A 16,180-nucleotide genomic window follows, 5' to 3' on the forward strand; every position below is an offset into this window, starting at 1 on the left:
TGAATTCGCATTCCCGCCGGCGTTCCGGAATGGTCCGCACATGGCCGGGCCCGTGCAATCAGCCGACGAGCGTCCTGAGCAGCCGCGCGCTGTGCCGCACTGACAGGCCCGGCAGGTAGGCCCGGCTCAGCGCCCGTCCGATCGCGGGCAGCTGCAGCGGGTCCTGGTAATAGAGGTAGAGCGTGCGGTAGTCGGGCTTGAACCTGGATTTGAACGTGGCGAGGGACCGGAACCCGTATACGGGTTCCAGGGCCCTGCCCACGACGTCCAGGATCCCGGCCAGGCCCTCGGGCTTGTTGGCGTCAGCGTCCTTGGCGAGCGGCGAGCCGGACAGCGAAATGACCTCCACCGAGCCCCGCAGCTCCTGCACGGCAGAGGCGATGAGGAACTCCATGACGCCGGGGAAGGCCTCGCCGCGCCTGCGCATGAAGTCCAGGGTCCAGCTCACGAGCCGGCCGTCCTCGAACACCGGCAGCCAGCTGGTGACGCCCTGCACCTGGCCCGCGGCGTCGACGGCCAGGCAACAAAGCACCTCGTCGTCGTCGAGTTCGTCGAGGCCGCCAAGGGTGAATCCCATTTCCGGGACGGATTTCTGGGCCGCCCATTCCTCGGAGACTTCACTCAGCTGGAGCCGCAGCGGCGCCGGGAAGTCGCTGTAGCGGCCCCACACTGCCTGCACGCCCGTCTTGGTGGCCCGGTTCAGGGCGGTCCGGACGTTCTGCCATTCCTTGCCCTTGAATTCGAGTTGGCGTACCGCCAGCCGGGTTTCCTGTGCCACGCCCACCCGGCGGAAGCCCCGCGACTGCAGCGACGGCCACAGCTGATCCGTGCAGGAGTAGAAGCACGGAATGAGCGCATGCTGGGCGCAGTAGCGCACGAACCCGGCGGCGGTCTCCTCATGGAGTTCCGCCGGTCCGAACGGGCCGGCAAGGGTCAGCGCCACGTTGCCGTGCTGCTGGTAGGCCACCCCGCTGCGCCGGTCCGGGGTGAACCAGAACTTGTTCGGTTCCCACAGCGCCATCCAGGAGAGCGAGTCGCCGCCCTGCCGGATCAGCCCGCGGGCCACGTCCCGGTCCCCGCTGCCGGCGTCCGTGAGGTGCAGCCGGCGCAGCAGGACCAGCCACACCGCGGCCAGGGCAACACCCCAGAAGATGATGCCGGAGTAGGCAAAGAGGAAGGCCTCGAGGGCGTCCCGGTTCTGGAAGATCCGGCTGTAGGCACCGGGGATCGGCAGCGGCAGGTACTGCCGCGCCAGCTCCGCGGCGAGTCCCAGCAGGCCGCCGTCGCGGGCCATGCCGCCGGCGGCGAGCCAGGCGGCGGTGTAGCCTGCCGCCAGCAGCAGCCAGGTGCCGCCGACCACTATGCCGAGAATGCGCCGGGCCCGCGGGGTGGTCTCGACGCGGAACTGCCGGCGGTTGAGCCAGAGCAGCACCACCAGCAGCAGCGGGACCGCCACGAGCGGGAGCACGTGGACAAAGCCGGAACCCAGCACGCCCGCATGCGGCCGGCTGTTCGGATAGTGCGGCATCCGGGCGAACAGGGCCAGGTACACGGCAGCCATCGCCGTCACCGCGAGCTGCACGATGATGGCGATCCGCAGGGCGAGCCTGCGTCCGTGCCGCATGCCGTCCGCGCAGATGAGCAGCAGGACGACGGGCACGATGGCAAGGGCGACACCCAGCGGGCCGGCGAAGCCCGCCCGGCCGACCTCAAGGCACCCGACGTCGACGGTGCCGCCGCAGTTCCGCTCCAGCTGGCTCAGCGTGGGCAGCGGGTTCAGGACAACGTCCCGCAGCAGGGCCAGCGGCCCGGTGGGGCTCCTGACCGCCGCTGTGAGGATGGGCCCGACGGCAAAGATCGCGACGGTGAGGGCGAGCAGGTTCCGCGTCTCGCGCCCGGTTGAGCGGTGCCGGTGCAGGGTGCCCTGGTCACCCTGGATCCACCATCCCGCAGCCATCCCGGCAAGTGCCCCCGCGAGCCCGACGACGGTTTCCGGGTGGCCCACGTACAGCACCAGCAGGAGTGAGGCCGACAGTACGGCCGTCCGCAGCCGGCGCTGCCACAGCGTTGGCAGCAGGCCGCTGGACGCCAGCGAGACGGCGAGGACCGCGGCGTAGGGCCCGATCAACCGGGCGTTGACCATTAGCCCCAGCCACCCGTCCCCGGCGTAGTGGGCGAGCTGGGTGGCCAGCAGGAACAAGGTGACGGCAGCAAACTGGCCGGCAACGAAGAACGCGGCCGTGCGCCGGGCGCCGAGCTGCCGTTCGGCAAGGCCGAGCAGCAGCAGGATCATCAGCGCGGCAGCAACGTAGGCCAGCAGGTTGGTCGCGAAGAACAACGACGTGAACAAGGACCACCAGTGCCCCGCCTTCAGGCCGGAGGCGCTGACGGAGGCCAGGTCGAGCAGCCGTTCGGGCGGTCCGGAGAGGAAACTGCCGGTCACCGCCCCCGTCGCGAGGAAGACGCCGAGGACGGCCAGCGTGAAGGGTATGGTCCGGAAATGCTTCAGCACGCCCGTCACGGTTGGATTCCCCAGCGCTTCGCCAGGAAATCAAGGCCGCCCGGCAACCCGCTGGACGCCGTCGCCCAGGAATGCCCTGCGTCGGCGATGCTGCGGGTCTGCACGGTGAAGCCGGCAGCCCGCGCCGCTGCCGAGAGGACGTCCATGTAGCCGAGGAACTCGGGATCGCGGACACCGGCGGCGAAGTAGATGGCCTCCCCCTCGAAGCGCCGCTCCGTCATCACCCGCAACGGCGTGAGGGCGTCGAAGGCCTCCGCGTCGCCGCCGAATGAGGCTTCCACGGTCTTGTCCCGTTCCTTGGCGATGGCCGGTTCCTGTTCGCTGGAGAACGCCAGCGCCACCGGGTAGGTCTCCGGATGGCGGGTCACCATCTGCATGGCGCACGTGCCGCCGAAGGAGAATCCGCCCACCGCCCACTGCCGGTGGTCGGGGTCGACGTCGAGTGTCCCGCTGATCCAGGCCGGGACGTCCCGGGACAGAAAGGCGTCGGCCTGGGCGATCCGGCTGTCCATGCACATCGTGTTGCCGGCGGCGGAGCCGTTCGGATCGACCACCACCGTCACCGGCGCCACTCCATGGTGCGCCGACGCGAACCGGTCCATCCGGTTGCGCAGCGCTCCCCCGGTCAGCCAGTCCGCCGGCGCCCCCGGCTGGCCGGAAAAGAGCACCAGCACGGGCAGCGCGGGCCGCGGGGAAGAGAAGTACGCAGGCGGAAGGTAGACATAGGCCTCGCGGCTTTGGAAGCCTGACGCCGTCCCCGGAATCGGGGCCCGCCGCAGCTGCCCGCCGTCCGGAAGGCCGGCAGGCGCCTGCCAGCGGGCGAGGCTGACCGCGGTGGATGCGCCTGCGGCGCGCTTCAGGCCGTCCTCGAGGGGCTGGATCCGGGCCACGGCCGTCCCGGTGAGGTCGCTGACCGTGTGGTTGAGCCCGAAGTAGTCGTTGATCTGCACGGCGGACAGGGTCAGCACGCCGAGGAAAGCAGCCAGGGCGGCAGCAGTCTTCCGCCAGGGTTGCGCGGCGGGTCCGGCCCGCCAGCTCCTCCGGAGGTGCAGGGCCAGGAGCAGCACAGCCGCGACGGGAGGAACAGACCACGCGAGCACATCGAACGGAAGGACTGCCGGGAAGACCGAGAAAACGTAGATCAGCAACCAGTGCACGCCGGCCACGAGGGCGGCAGCGAGCAGGGCTGAGGCCAGGGCAGAAGCGGCGGTGCCGAGCCCCCGCTGTTTGCGGGACACGTTGCCGCGCCGCCAGAGCAGATAGGCCAGGCCGGCCGGGCCGGCCGCCCAGGCAAACCAGAGCACCGGGCCGTCGACGAGCCTGATGTCTTCGATGAAGTCCACCGCGGCTAGCGCCAGGTCCCGACGCCGATGACCGGTCCCGCCTCGAGCCACGAGGACAGCCCGGTGTAGGCGTCGAACCTCATCGCGAGCAGGACGTCCTGTCCTTCATAGCGGAGTTCAACGATCACGGCGTCGGGCTGGACTTTGACGAGCTCCGATTCCGTGGGTTGGCGCCGTCCCAGCAGCTCCAGCGAGCTGCGGCGGAAGGTGTGCTTGGGCCGGGTGCTCAGGGAGGCCAGCCGGAACCATTCGAGGTCGTTGTCCTGATAACGGCAAACCCCCATCAGCCAGCTGTTTCCAGCCATGCAAATGGAGGCGTCCACCGTGCCAAGGGCGCGCCGCAGATTGAAGCGGCGCACCCCCGAAAGGCACAGTGCAAAGACCAGCAACGCAAAGACAGTTGCCAGGACGATGAACGGAAGATCAGTAACGTTCATCAAGGTCGTGCTAGCGGATCCCCGCAGTAGCCGCGTCACCCATTTGGGCGTTGTCAGCAACAATGACGACCCTGTTGTTGTCGACGGAGAAGAATCCGCTGTCGACAGCTACAGAAATGCGGTCACCGGACACCGGCTCGATTGCCAGTTCACCTTCGGCCAGAATCGCCAGCAGGGGCGAGTGGCCGGGCAGGATTCCGATTTCACCATCGCTGGTGCGGGCCTTGACCATCTTGGCCGCTCCGGACCACACGAAGTGGTCCGCTGCGACAATCTCAACCTCAAGCTCAGCCATATTACTTGGTCTGTTCCTGGATCTTGGCCCACTGGCGCTCGACATCATCCAGGCCGCCAATGTTGAAGAACGCCTGCTCTGCGATGTGGTCAAGGTCGCCGTCGCAGATGGCCGTGAAGCCTTCAACCGTGTCCTTGATGGAAACGGTGGAGCCTTCGACGCCGGTGAACTGCTTGGCGGTGTAGGTGTTCTGCGAGAGGAACTGCTGGATGCGGCGTGCACGCGACACGACGATCTTGTCCTCTTCGGAGAGTTCGTCAACGCCGAGGATGGCGATGATGTCCTGGAGTTCCTTGTTCTTCTGCAGGATCTGCTTCACGCGGACGGCCGTGTTGTAGTGGTCGTTGCCGATGTACTGCGGATCCAGGATGCGGGACGTCGACGTCAGCGGGTCAACGGCCGGGTACAGACCACGGGAAGCGATTTCACGGGAAAGTTCCGTGGTCGCGTCGAGGTGTGCGAAGGTCGTGGCCGGGGCCGGGTCGGTGTAGTCATCTGCGGGGACGTAGATGGCCTGCATCGAGGTGATGGAGTGGCCCTTGGTGGACGTGATGCGCTCCTGGAGGAGGCCCATCTCGTCAGCCAGGTTGGGCTGGTAGCCCACGGCCGACGGCATGCGGCCGAGGAGGGTGGAAACCTCGGAGCCTGCCTGGGTGAAGCGGAAGATGTTGTCGATGAACAGCAGCACGTCCTGGTTCTGGACATCGCGGAAGTACTCCGCCATGGTCAGTGCGGACAGGGCCACGCGCAGACGCGTTCCCGGCGGCTCATCCATCTGGCCGAACACAAGTGCGGTGTCCTTGAGGACGCCTGCCTCTTCCATTTCAACCCAGAGGTCGTTACCTTCACGGGTACGCTCGCCGACACCGGCGAACACCGAGGTGCCGCCGAAGTTGCGGGCAACACGGGTGATCATTTCCTGGATCAGCACGGTCTTGCCGACGCCGGCGCCGCCGAACAGGCCGATCTTTCCACCCTTGATGTACGGGGTGAGAAGGTCGATCACCTTGATGCCGGTCTCCAGCATCTCGGTGGAGCCTTCGAGGGTCGCGAAGGCGGGAGCCTTGCGGTGGATCGGCCAGCGTTCGCTGATCTGGAGTTCCGACTCGGCAACGTCGAGCGGCTGGCCCAGCACGTTGAAGATGTGGCCCTTGACGCCGTCGCCCACGGGTACGGTGATCGGTCCGCCGGAGTCAACCACGTTGGTACCGCGGACAAGTCCGTCGGTGGCCTGCAGGGAGATGGCGCGGATGAGGTTGTCGCCGAGGTGCAGGGCAACCTCGAACGTGATGGTCTTGGTCTCACCGTTGAGAGTAATCTCCGTGGTGAGAGCGTTGTAAATCGAGGGGATTGCGTCAGCCGGGAATTCGACGTCGACAACCGGGCCAATGACACGTGCAATACGGCCGGTAGCACCGGACGTTGCGGCTACGTGATCGGTAGCAGTGGCAGTCATCTCTCTCACTTCACTCAGTAGATGGCGTTGGGGTTAAGTTTATCTCTTGGTGCAGGTACAGCTGGACCCGGACTCGTGCTGGCTAGGACGCGCTCAAAGCGTCGGCACCGGCCACGATTTCGGAAAGCTCCTGCGTAATCTCAGCCTGGCGGGCAGTGTTGCGCAGACGCGTGTACTTCTTGATGAGGTCCGTGGCGTTGTCGCCGGCGGACTTCATTGCGCGCTGGCGGGCAGCGAGCTCGGAAGCGGCAGCCTGCAACATGGCGGCGAAGATACGGGACTCTATGTAGCGCGGCAGCAGAGCGTCAAGGACCTGCTCTGTTTCCGGCTCGAACTCGTAGAGCGGCAGGAGGTCCGACTCGGACGCAGCCTGCTCTTCCACAACTTCGAGCGGGAGAAGACGGATGACCGTCGGCTCCTGGGTCACCATGGACTTGAAGCGCGTGTAAACGATGTGGATCTCGTCGACGCCGCCCTCTTCGTACGCGGTCGCAAAGTCAGCCAGCAGTGCTTCGCCGACTTCCCGTGCGGTCGCGAACTCCGGTGAGTCCGTGCCGCCGGTCCAAACACGCCCGTAAGGACGGTTGCGGAAGTCGAAGTACGCCTGTGCCTTGCGGCCGACCAGGTACGTCTTGACTTCTTTGCCTTCCTCGTGGAGAAGTTCGTTGAGGCCTTCCGCCTGCTTGAGCACGCTCGCCGAGTATGAGCCTGCGAGGCCACGGTCGGAGGTGATGACCAGGACCGCTGCCCGGCGGATCTGCTCCGGCTCGGTAACCAGCGGGTGGTCGATTTCGCTCTGGCTTGCGACAGCAGAAACGGCGCGCGTGATCGCGTTTGCGTAAGGCAGTGAAGCTGCTACGCGTGCGCGGGCCTTGCCGATGCGCGACGTAGCGATCAGTTCCATCGCCTTGAAGATCTTGCGCATCGACGTTGTCGAGCTGATCTTCTGGCGGTAGACCCGGATCTGGGCTCCCATACTTATCCTTTCCTAAGATCCCGGTGGCCGGGACTGCCGGAACCTAAGGGCTCCGGCAGTCCCTGCCAGCGAAACTAGCGCTTCTGCTTGACGATTTTTTCCTGGTCGACCTGCTGCTCGTTGATGGGGGCGTGTTCTTCGTGCCCCGCACCGACAAGGTAGCTGTCGCCCTCGCCGAAGAAGCCCTTCTTGAAGTCCACGATGGCGGTCTTCAGTGCTTCTGCGGTGTCATCGTCCATGACGTTGGTCTGGGCCAGCGTCGTCAGGATGGAGGACTTGTGCTTGAGGTGCTCCAGGAACTCGGTCTCGAACCGGTTGATGTCCTCAACCGGAACTTCGTCGAGGTAGCCGTTGGTACCGGCCCAGATGGAGACGACCTGGTTCTCGACCGGGAACGGCGAGTACTGGCCCTGCTTGAGCAGTTCCATCAGGCGGGCACCCCGGGTCAGCTGCTGGCGCGACGCGGCGTCGAGGTCCGACGCGAACATTGCGAAAGCCTGCATGTCGCGGTACTGGGCCAGTTCCAGCTTCAAAGTGCCGGAGACCTTCTTCATGGACTTGACCTGGGCGGCGCCACCAACGCGGGAGACGGACACACCCACGTCGACGGCCGGACGCTGGTTGGCGTTGAAGAGGTCCGACTGCAGGAAGATCTGGCCATCGGTGATGGAGATCACGTTGGTCGGGATGTAGGCGGAAACGTCGTTCGCCTTGGTCTCGATGAGCGGCAGGCCGGTCATCGACCCGGCACCGAGCTCGTCGGAGAGCTTGGCACAACGCTCCAGCAGGCGGGAGTGCAAGTAGAAGACGTCGCCCGGGTAGGCTTCGCGTCCCGGCGGGCGGCGGAGCAGCAGTGACACTGCGCGGTAGGCCTCAGCCTGCTTGGAGAGATCATCGAAGACGATGAGGACGTGCTTGCCGCCGTACATCCAGTGCTGGCCGATGGCCGAGCCGGCGTACGGTGCCAGGTACTTGAAGCCTGCGGGGTCGGAGGCGGGGGAAGCCACGATGGTCGTGTATTCCAGTGCGCCGTTGTCCTCGAGGGTCTGGCGGACAGCCGCGATGGTCGATGCCTTCTGGCCGATCGCCACGTAGATGCAGCGCACCTGCTTCTTGACGTCGCCGGAAGCCCAGTTGGCCTTCTGGTTGATGATCGTGTCGATGGCAATGGCGGACTTGCCGGTCTGGCGGTCACCGATGATCAGCTGACGCTGGCCGCGGCCGATCGGGATCATGGCGTCGATCGCCTTGAGTCCGGTCTGCATCGGCTCGTGGACCGACTTCCGCTGGGTCACGCCGGGCGCCTGGAGTTCCAGTGCACGGGTGGTCTCGGCCTTGATGTCGCCGAGGTCATCGATGGGTTGGCCCAGCGGGTCAACCACGCGGCCGAGGAAGGCATCGCCAACCGGCACGGACAGAACCTGCCCGGTGCGGTGGACTTCCTGGCCTTCTTCGATTCCGGTGAAGTCACCGAGGACGATGACGCCGATCTCGCGGACGTCGAGGTTCTGGGCCAGGCCCAGAGTGCCGTCTTCGAAGCGAAGCAGCTCGTTCGCCATGACCGAGGGAAGACCCTCAACACGGGCGATGCCGTCACCTGCGGTTGTTACACGGCCGACCTCTACGCGCTCTGCGTTTCCGGGTTCGTAGGACGCCGCGAACTCGTTCAACGCAATACGGACGTCGTCGGCGTTGATGGTCAATTCGGCCATCTGCAGTCCCTGCTCTCCTGTTTTCGTGATCATCGTTGCTCACGATGACCGGGGTTTCGTTTCGTTAGGTTGTGCTTGTCCGGCTAGCTAAGCAAGCTGACGGTGAAGCTGGCCCAGGCGGGCGGCAACGGAAGCGTCAACCACTTCGTCACCAACCTGGACCCGGATGCCACCGATCAGCTCCGGGTCAACGCTCATATTGATCTTGAGCTCGCGACCGTAAAGGGTGTTCAGCGCCGTCTGGAGCCGGCCGATCTGTGTCTCCGTCAGCGGACGGGTGACGCCGACCGTGGCAATCCAGCGCTGTTGGCGCTTGGCCGCAAGCTCGGCGAACCGACGCACGAGCCTGGTGACCTTGAGCCCGCGGGGCTGCGAAACTGCCTGTCCGATAAGGACTTTCGCTTCCGCGCTTGCGCCGGGAACGAGCTTTTCGGCGAGGACAATCTTGGCCGCCGGGCTCGCTTGCGGCTCCGACAGAGCACGCTGCACCTCATGGTTGGAGTCGACAGCCTGGCTGAAGGTGAACAGATCGTTCTCCAACGCTTCCAGGCCGCTGATTCCCGAGGCAGAGACGGCCGACTTGTTTTCAGCAACGGCAATGACCACCGTGGCGGCAAGAGTCTCGAGTGCATCGCCGATATCCCGGGCGGATGCCCAGCGTGAGCTGGCCAGACCGCTCGCGATTTCCACAGCGTCCGCGGAGACTTTTCCGCCGAAGAGCTGCTTGACCAGCGCCGACTTTTCGTCACCGCTGCGGGACGGGTCAGTCAGGGCGCGGCGCAAGCCAGCCGAGCTGTCCACCGTTCCCAGGATTCCGAAGAGTTCTTGAGCCAACTGCAGCGATGCGCCGGGAAGCTTTGCTTCCAGCGCTGCCAGCGCCGCGGCCAGCGATTCGCTCGATACACCTGCCATTATTTAGCTACACCTGCGTCCTGAGTCTCCAGGTCTGCCAGGAAACGGTCAACCACACGGGCCGCACGAGCGTCGTCCTCGAGGGACTCGCCAACGATGCGGCCTGCCAGGGTGGTGGCCAGCGTACCGACCTCAGCGCGCAGCGACACAACGGCCGCCTGGCGCTCGGCCTGGATGGCCGCGTGTGCCTGGGCCGTGATGCGGGCAGACTCTGCAGCTGCCTTTTCCTTCAGCTCCGCAAGGATCTGAGCGCCTTCGGCACGTGCTTCCTCGCGGATGCGGTTGGCCTCGGCACGGGCATCCGTGAGCTGCTGCTTGTACTCTTCGAGTGCGGCGGAAGCCTCTGCCTGGGCCTTTTCAGCCTTGGCAATGCCGCCTTCGATGGCCTCGGCACGCTCTGCGAAGGTCTTCTCGAACATCGGGACAACAAACTTGACCACGATGTACATGAGGACAGCAAAGCCGGCGAGGACGACGCCCATTTCCCAGACATTGGGAACCAGGGGGCTCGCGCCCTCAGTGGCGGCTGAGATGATCAGCTGATTCATAATTCACCCGTCCTTATCTACTCGTTCTGGATGTTCGCTTGGTTCCGACGCTTAGCTAAGAACGAAAGCGAAGACCAGGCCGAGGATGGCGAGGGCTTCAGTCAGCGCGAGGCCGAGGAATGCGATCGGCTGAAGGACACGCTGGGCTTCCGGCTGGCGTGCCACGCCGTTGATGTAAGCCGCGAAAACCAGGCCCACACCGATACCACCACCGATTGCGGAGAGGCCGTAGCCGATGAGGTTGATGGAGCCGTTGATGGTGCCGTTCATTTTTCTTCCTTTCAAGATGCCGCCTGTGCGGCAGGTTGTTTGGGTTGCTTCATTCCCCTTGGGGAAGTTTGTGGGTGCCTAGTGGCTGTCCGCGTGCAGGGCGCCTTCGATGTAGATGGCTGTCAGCAGGGTGAAAACATAGGCCTGCAGCGCCATGATCAGCGCTTCCAGCATGTACATGGCGATCGCACCGGCGAGCACGAGGACGGAGGTCCCCTTCAGCAGCACGTTTTCCTGCATGACGAGGTACTCGATGCCGGAACCGGCAATCATGACGATCAGGTGGCCGGCCAGCATCGTGGCGAACAGACGGAGGCTGTGCGTCACGGGGCGGACCAGGAAGTTGGAGATGATCTCGATCGGAATGACGATCGGGAGGATGTAGCCAGGCACTCCGCTCGGCACGGTGGCCAGCTTGAAGTACTTCAGCCCGTTCTTCTTGACGCCGATTCCAATCCAGGTGATGTACACAATGGCGGCCAGTACGTAGGCGCCGCCGACGTGCGAGAAGCTCGGGAGTTGGATCACCGGAATGGCGCCGTAGATGTTGTTCACCAGGATGAAGAAGAAGAGGCTGAACAGCAGCGGGACGTACTTCATGAAGTCTTTGCCGCCGATGATGTCCTTGGCGATGCTGTTCCTGACGAAGCCATAGGCCATCTCGCCTGCGAACTGCAGTTTGCCGGGAACAAGCTGGCCCTTACGGGCAGCTAGCAGAAAGAATGTAGCGATAATAACGACAGACAGGATTACCAGCAGCATCTGCTTGGAGAATCCGTCCGCCGCACCCCACGGCAGGATAGCCGGCAGGTGCATTTCATCAATTCCAGGAGGAGTGAACTCTCCTGAATCTTGGGCCGGGAGCGCAAGCGCGATCAACGCGTTTCCTCTCTGCAGTGTCCATCATTGGGCGTCGGTCGGGGACCGGCGACATTCCTGTCAGCCATTCCCCCTGTGAAATTATTTGGCATTACTGTTCCTCGCCCTTGGCCGGGCCACGTGCAGCATTGTCCCCGCCAGCTGATGTACCGGAACTGGTGAGGCCGTGCATATGAGAAAGATAGAACCCTCCCGCGGCTCCAAGCAGTGCGCCTGCGAGCACAATCCAGCGGGTTCCCCACAGATTATCCAGACCCCACCCTATCAAACTCCAGACGATGATTCCGCCAACAATGTAGCTGAACACGGCGATGCCGGCGTTGTATCCGCCGTCCCCGCCGTCCTCGGATACACCGGGGGCACCGGACGTGGTTTTCGGGGTGCGGGGCTTGTTTTTGCGTCCGTCTTTGCGGCTAAACATCGGTGCCGCTTTCTTTGGTTTCGGGGTCGTTATAGATCTGCAGCCGCGCTTTGCTGAAGCCGTAGATTTCCGCGGACTGCCACGACACCACTGTCACGACAGCGCCGGCGAGGAACCACTTGCCGTTCAACCAGGCGGGGGCGCCGATCGCGAAAAGGACCACGGCAAAGCCGACGACCTTGATGAAATACGTCCCGACAAACAGGCCGATGGCGCCGGAGGGGTTGTTTCGGCCGGCTAAGTGGCCGACCAGCAGGCTGATCGCGAAGAACGCCATCACCAGTGCACCGCCGAAGAGACAGGAAAGCGCGGCCTCCATGCCGTCCAGCAGAAGTACGCCCAGCCCTGCCAGCAGCAGGGCCCCGCCGGCGGCTGCCGAACTCAGGGCCAGCAGGTGCAGCCACAGCGATCCCGTGGGACCGGAGACGCCAACGGGCCCGTTACCGGACGGGCGTCCGGGACCGGCGCTGGAGGTCATAAGATCCCAATCGTCGAAGGGGTGTTGCTCGGGGCAGGGCCGCGGCCGGAAGCCGCCCCTGAATTCTACACGAGATAGAAATTATTCGGAAAGCGTATTGCCGCCGGCATTTGCTCCGGCCGGGGCAGTCCCCAGCCACTGGAGGCTAGGCCAGCGGTGCCCGTTGGCGGAGGTAGGGCCAGGCCGTCACGACGGCCATGATCGCGGTGGCCGCAACATCGACGGCCAGCACGATCTGCCAGGGGAAGATGGCAAATGCCAGTCCCCCGAAAGCCAGGATGCACGTCCACAGGTACATCAGCACCACCGCGCCGCGGTGCGAGTAGCCGAAGTCCAGGAGTTTGTGGTGCAGGTGCCCGCGGTCGGCAGACCACGGTGAACGTCCCAGGGCGGTGCGCCGCACCACCGCCAGGCCCAGGTCCAGCAGCGGCAGGAACAACACGGCGAAGGGCAGGAGTATCGGGATGATCGTGGGGATACCGTTGGCCCGGTCGTACAGCCCGGAACTGATCTGTCCGGTGGACACGATGCCCGCCGACGCCATGATCAGGCCGATCAGCATGGCCCCGGAGTCACCCATAAAGATCTTTGCGGGGAACCAGTTGTGCGGCAGGAAGCCGACGCAGCTGCCGACCACAACGGCTGTCAGGAGGGTGGCCAGGTCAGAGCGGTCCAGCAGAACGGCGGTCCGGTGCACCCAGTAGGCCGTGAGGAAGAACGCCGCTCCCCCGATGATTGCGACCCCGGCAGCGAGGCCGTCCAGCCCGTCGATGAAGTTAAACGCGTTCATGGTGGTCACGATCAGCCCGGCCGTCAACACGATGCTCACGGCCTGGTTCTCGATCACGAACGGCTCGGATATGAACGGGATGATCGTCATCCGCACGCCCCACGTAGCCACCACCAGCGCTGCGGCGCTCTGGCCGATCAGCTTGACCCACCACCGCAGATCCAGCAGGTCGTCGGCCACTCCCACCAGCACAATCACGGCGGAACCGGCCAGGATCCCCCACGGCGCGTCGTTGTTGCGGAAGATGTCCTTGACGAAGAACGAGTTGCTCGCCGTGACCAGGGCCACGAGGACCCCGGCAAAGATGCCCAGGCCGCCGAGCCTGGAAATCGGGGTGGAATGCATGTCGCGGCTGCGGATCGGCGAGTACAGCTCCAGCTTGTGTCCGACCAGGCGGGCTCCCCATGTGGCCGCGTAGCTCACGACAGCGGCGGTGAGCATCATCAGCAGGTACATGATCATGCCGAAGCCACCTGCCCGGAGGCGTCAGCGCCAGCCGCACCCGGCTGCACATTCCGCAGCCACGGTGTCCGCAGCGGGTTTGGGGAGGGGGGTGGCGCCAATTGCCGTAGAACTGTCTTTCGGTAAATGAAACTTCTCCGTCGCCGTGCTCAGGGCAGGCAGTGCGTAGTGCCTGACAGGGCTGTATTACAGTGGACTCTAGTCAAGATACTAATGCCAACGGCCACCTGTCTTCGCGTCACACGGCCCATCGCCGGCGGGAAAACCACTCAAGGCCCGCTGAAAGGACCCCCGCGATGACCCAGTCGGTAGCAGTTGCCGCCGTGACGTTTGACCGTCCCCGGGAGCTGGCTGTTCTTCTGAACGCCATCAACAACCAGACGGCTCCGGTTCGCTCCATTTGCCTCGTTGACAGCGGCACGGAGCCTGCCAAGCACGTCGCCGCGGAGCACGGCAACGTCGATTACGTCCGGTCCGAAGCGAACCTGGGCGGGGCGGGCGGTTTCTCCCTCGCGGTCCTTAAAGCAGTGGCCAGCGGGGCGGACTGGATCTGGATGATGGACGACGACGCCGAGCCGGCCGACGCCGAGTGCCTCGCCACCCTGCTCCGGGAGGCTGCGGCACGCGACCTCGACGCCGTCGTCCCCCTCGTGGTTGCACCCGGCCACCCGGACCGACTGTCCTTCTTCTTCCGCCTGGACGGCAAAGTCACGCACGACCGTGCCGAAGTTGAGAAAGTCGGGTTCCTCCCCGACGACGGCCACTTCTTCAACGGCGCGTTGATCCGCTCCGACGTTTTCTTCAAGGTGGGCCTGCCCGATATGCGGCTCTTCATCCGCGGCGACGAAGTGGACTTCACGCTCCGGCTGCGGAAAGCGGGCATCCGGTTCGGGACGGTGACGACGGCGGCGATCACCCACCCGCACGCGTTCGCGGAGACCAAGCATGTCTTCGGCGCCCGGTGGCATGTGATCGTTCCGGAAACGGCCTTCAAGCGCTACTACTACTACCGCAACCGCGGGTACCTGATCCGACGCTACTTCCGGGTCAAGTCCCTCGTCGCGGATGTAGGCGGCTACCTGGGCTACTTCCTGCGCCGCGGAGACTTCCGCGGCCTGGCCGACTGGTTCCGGGCCTTTTCCACCGGGCTTCGCGGGAAGGGCTTCGGACCGCTGGAGGACCAGAAGTTCTAGGGCCTGGCCCCGGCGCGCAAATACTAGCCCTTCCGGCGGAGGCGCCGCCGGAGCAGCAGTCCCAGCAGCACCCAGGGCTCGCCGAACACGCGGTACGCCACGCGCTTCGGGTGCAGCAGGAGCCGCCAGGCCCATTCGAGTCCGAGGCGTCCGATCCACCGCGGTGCGAGTTTCTGGATTCCGGCGATCTGTTCGATGGCACCGCCGACGGTGCAGTACACGGCCGGAGGCAGGGAGGCCAGGCTCCGCTGCAGCACCTGTTCCTGGAGCGGCATTCCGAGGCCCAGCAGCACCAGCTGCGGACGCAGCCGCTCCAGCCATTGAATGGCTTCCGCTTCGAGTTCCCCGTTCCAGCCCTCGCCGGGCATGCCATCCACCTGCGCGTGCGGGACGGCTTCCTGGAGCCGGGCCACGGCTTGGGCGTTGGCCTGACCGCCGGCGCCGATGATCGCGATCCGCTGGAGCCCTTCGATGTGCTCCAGCGCCGGGATCCAGTCGGTTGAACCCAGCCGGTAGTCCATGGCACGGTCCATGGCGCCGTCCCCTTCCTGGCCCTTGGCCCAGAGCCACAGCACCGGGGCGCCGTCAATGAGCACCACGTCGCTCTGTTCGTAGAAGGCACGGAATTCCGGATCGGAATGCAGCAGGGTCACGCTGTGCAGGTTGTGGCCCACGATTGTCCTGGTGCCGCCTTCGGCGACGAACCGGTTGAGCACGTCCGTCAGTTCGGCCACCGTCATGGGCGTCGCGTCGACCTCGAGGAAAGGGACGAACTGTCGCTGCAGGGTCATGCCGGCGTCTCGCCCTCGGCGGCGTTGCCGTCGATGTCCAGCAATCCCGGCACCACTTCGCGCAGGCGTTCCAGGCTGATGGCTCCCTGGCGGACCACCCGCAGGGGCAGGGCCGTGCCGTCAACGATCGTGGAGGGCAGGGCGTCCGCACCCTCGACCGGCCGGCGGCCGTCTTCGAGGTAGACCTCGACGGAGTCCGCGAGCTGCTCCTCGGCCTCCGCGGCCGTCTGCGCGGCGGCGTGTCCGGTGCGGTTCGCGGAGGAGACGGCCAGCGGTCCGGTGATGGTGAGGAGGTCCTGGGCGATGTCGTCGGCCGGGATCCGCAGGGCGACAGTGCCCTTGGTCTCCCCCAGATCCCAGTCCAGCGAGGGCTGGGCATGCAGGATCAGCGTCAGTCCGCCGGGCCAGAAGGCCTCCGCGAGCCGCCTCGCCTCAGCCGGGACGTCGGTGGCGAGCCCGTCGAGCGCGTTGAGCCTGGGGATCAGCACGGGCGGCGGCATCTTCCGGCTGCGGCCCTTGGAGGCAAGCAGCATGGTGACGGCCAGCGGCGAGAAGGCGTCGGCGGCGATCCCGTACACGGTGTCCGTCGGGAAAACCACGCATTTGTGTTCCCGGATGGCCCGCTGGGCGTGCTCAAGTCCTGCAGCCCGCTGCTCAGCTGCCGTGCAATCGTAGCTAGTCGTCACTGCCCTATTC

At 65.3% G+C, this 16,180-nt stretch carries 17 protein-coding genes; 1 reads left to right on the forward strand and 16 read right to left on the reverse strand.

Going from position 1 to position 16,180, the window contains the following annotated elements:
* Positions 1–58 precede the first annotated feature (58 nt).
* The 14 genes from ABIB51_RS08395 to ABIB51_RS08460 all read right to left on the reverse strand — a co-directional run bounded on the left by ABIB51_RS08395 (position 59) and on the right by ABIB51_RS08460 (position 13,500).
* On the reverse strand, positions 59–2,512 hold the full coding sequence (locus ABIB51_RS08395; protein WP_354187343.1) for a bifunctional lysylphosphatidylglycerol flippase/synthetase MprF: 2,454 nt from the start codon (positions 2,510–2,512) through the stop codon (positions 59–61).
* A 5-nt stretch (positions 2,513–2,517) separates the two neighbouring features.
* Positions 2,518–3,864 (reverse strand): alpha/beta hydrolase, encoded by a 1,347-nt coding sequence (locus ABIB51_RS08400; protein WP_354187345.1) that lies wholly within the window; start codon positions 3,862–3,864, stop codon positions 2,518–2,520.
* 5 nt (positions 3,865–3,869) lie between these two features.
* A complete protein-coding gene (locus ABIB51_RS08405; RefSeq protein ID WP_354187347.1) occupies positions 3,870–4,301 on the reverse strand; it encodes a DUF2550 domain-containing protein in 432 nt (143 codons plus the stop codon).
* 10 nt (positions 4,302–4,311) lie between these two features.
* Complete coding sequence (locus ABIB51_RS08410; RefSeq protein ID WP_354187349.1) at positions 4,312–4,596, reverse strand: F0F1 ATP synthase subunit epsilon; 285 nt, start codon at positions 4,594–4,596, stop codon at positions 4,312–4,314.
* A gap of 1 nt (position 4,597) precedes the next feature.
* On the reverse strand, positions 4,598–6,052 hold the full coding sequence (gene atpD, locus ABIB51_RS08415; protein WP_354187350.1) for a F0F1 ATP synthase subunit beta: 1,455 nt from the start codon (positions 6,050–6,052) through the stop codon (positions 4,598–4,600).
* 82 nt (positions 6,053–6,134) lie between these two features.
* A complete protein-coding gene (locus tag ABIB51_RS08420; RefSeq protein ID WP_354187352.1) occupies positions 6,135–7,028 on the reverse strand; it encodes a F0F1 ATP synthase subunit gamma in 894 nt (297 codons plus the stop codon).
* A gap of 74 nt (positions 7,029–7,102) precedes the next feature.
* Complete coding sequence (gene atpA, locus ABIB51_RS08425) at positions 7,103–8,740, reverse strand: F0F1 ATP synthase subunit alpha (protein WP_354187354.1); 1,638 nt, start codon at positions 8,738–8,740, stop codon at positions 7,103–7,105.
* A gap of 87 nt (positions 8,741–8,827) precedes the next feature.
* On the reverse strand, positions 8,828–9,652 hold the full coding sequence (locus ABIB51_RS08430) for a F0F1 ATP synthase subunit delta (protein WP_354187356.1): 825 nt from the start codon (positions 9,650–9,652) through the stop codon (positions 8,828–8,830).
* On the reverse strand, positions 9,652–10,200 hold the full coding sequence (locus ABIB51_RS08435) for a F0F1 ATP synthase subunit B (RefSeq protein WP_354187358.1): 549 nt from the start codon (positions 10,198–10,200) through the stop codon (positions 9,652–9,654). Before ABIB51_RS08435 ends, ABIB51_RS08430 begins: the two co-directional genes overlap by 1 nt.
* Positions 10,201–10,251: 51 nt before the next feature.
* Positions 10,252–10,470: an ATP synthase F0 subunit C gene (gene atpE, locus ABIB51_RS08440; RefSeq protein ID WP_354187360.1), complete on the reverse strand. Its 219-nt coding sequence runs from the start codon at positions 10,468–10,470 to the stop codon at positions 10,252–10,254.
* A gap of 78 nt (positions 10,471–10,548) precedes the next feature.
* The gene (atpB, locus tag ABIB51_RS08445; RefSeq protein WP_354187362.1) at positions 10,549–11,349 is read right to left on the reverse strand and encodes a F0F1 ATP synthase subunit A; all 801 of its coding nucleotides are present in this window, start codon (positions 11,347–11,349) and stop codon (positions 10,549–10,551) included.
* 91 nt (positions 11,350–11,440) lie between these two features.
* The gene (locus ABIB51_RS08450; RefSeq protein ID WP_354187363.1) at positions 11,441–11,770 is read right to left on the reverse strand and encodes a hypothetical protein; all 330 of its coding nucleotides are present in this window, start codon (positions 11,768–11,770) and stop codon (positions 11,441–11,443) included.
* Positions 11,763–12,248: a hypothetical protein gene (locus ABIB51_RS08455; protein WP_354187365.1), complete on the reverse strand. Its 486-nt coding sequence runs from the start codon at positions 12,246–12,248 to the stop codon at positions 11,763–11,765. Before ABIB51_RS08455 ends, ABIB51_RS08450 begins: the two co-directional genes overlap by 8 nt.
* Positions 12,249–12,393: 145 nt before the next feature.
* The gene (locus ABIB51_RS08460) at positions 12,394–13,500 is read right to left on the reverse strand and encodes an MraY family glycosyltransferase (protein ID WP_354187367.1); all 1,107 of its coding nucleotides are present in this window, start codon (positions 13,498–13,500) and stop codon (positions 12,394–12,396) included.
* Positions 13,501–13,796: 296 nt separating this feature from the next.
* On the opposite strand from ABIB51_RS08460, the gene ABIB51_RS08465 reads away from it, so the two are divergent.
* The gene (locus ABIB51_RS08465; protein WP_354187369.1) at positions 13,797–14,693 is read left to right on the forward strand and encodes a glycosyltransferase; all 897 of its coding nucleotides are present in this window, start codon (positions 13,797–13,799) and stop codon (positions 14,691–14,693) included.
* A 23-nt stretch (positions 14,694–14,716) separates the two neighbouring features.
* On the opposite strand, the gene ABIB51_RS08470 is transcribed toward ABIB51_RS08465, so the two are convergent.
* Together ABIB51_RS08470 and ABIB51_RS08475 are read right to left on the reverse strand one after the other, a co-directional pair.
* Complete coding sequence (locus tag ABIB51_RS08470; RefSeq protein WP_354187371.1) at positions 14,717–15,484, reverse strand: WecB/TagA/CpsF family glycosyltransferase; 768 nt, start codon at positions 15,482–15,484, stop codon at positions 14,717–14,719.
* The gene (locus tag ABIB51_RS08475) at positions 15,481–16,170 is read right to left on the reverse strand and encodes an L-threonylcarbamoyladenylate synthase (protein ID WP_354187373.1); all 690 of its coding nucleotides are present in this window, start codon (positions 16,168–16,170) and stop codon (positions 15,481–15,483) included. Before ABIB51_RS08475 ends, ABIB51_RS08470 begins: the two co-directional genes overlap by 4 nt.
* Positions 16,171–16,180: the final 10 nt, after the last annotated feature.

Source organism: Arthrobacter sp. UYCu712 (assembly GCF_040547005.1).
Lineage (GTDB): Bacteria > Actinomycetota > Actinomycetes > Actinomycetales > Micrococcaceae > Arthrobacter.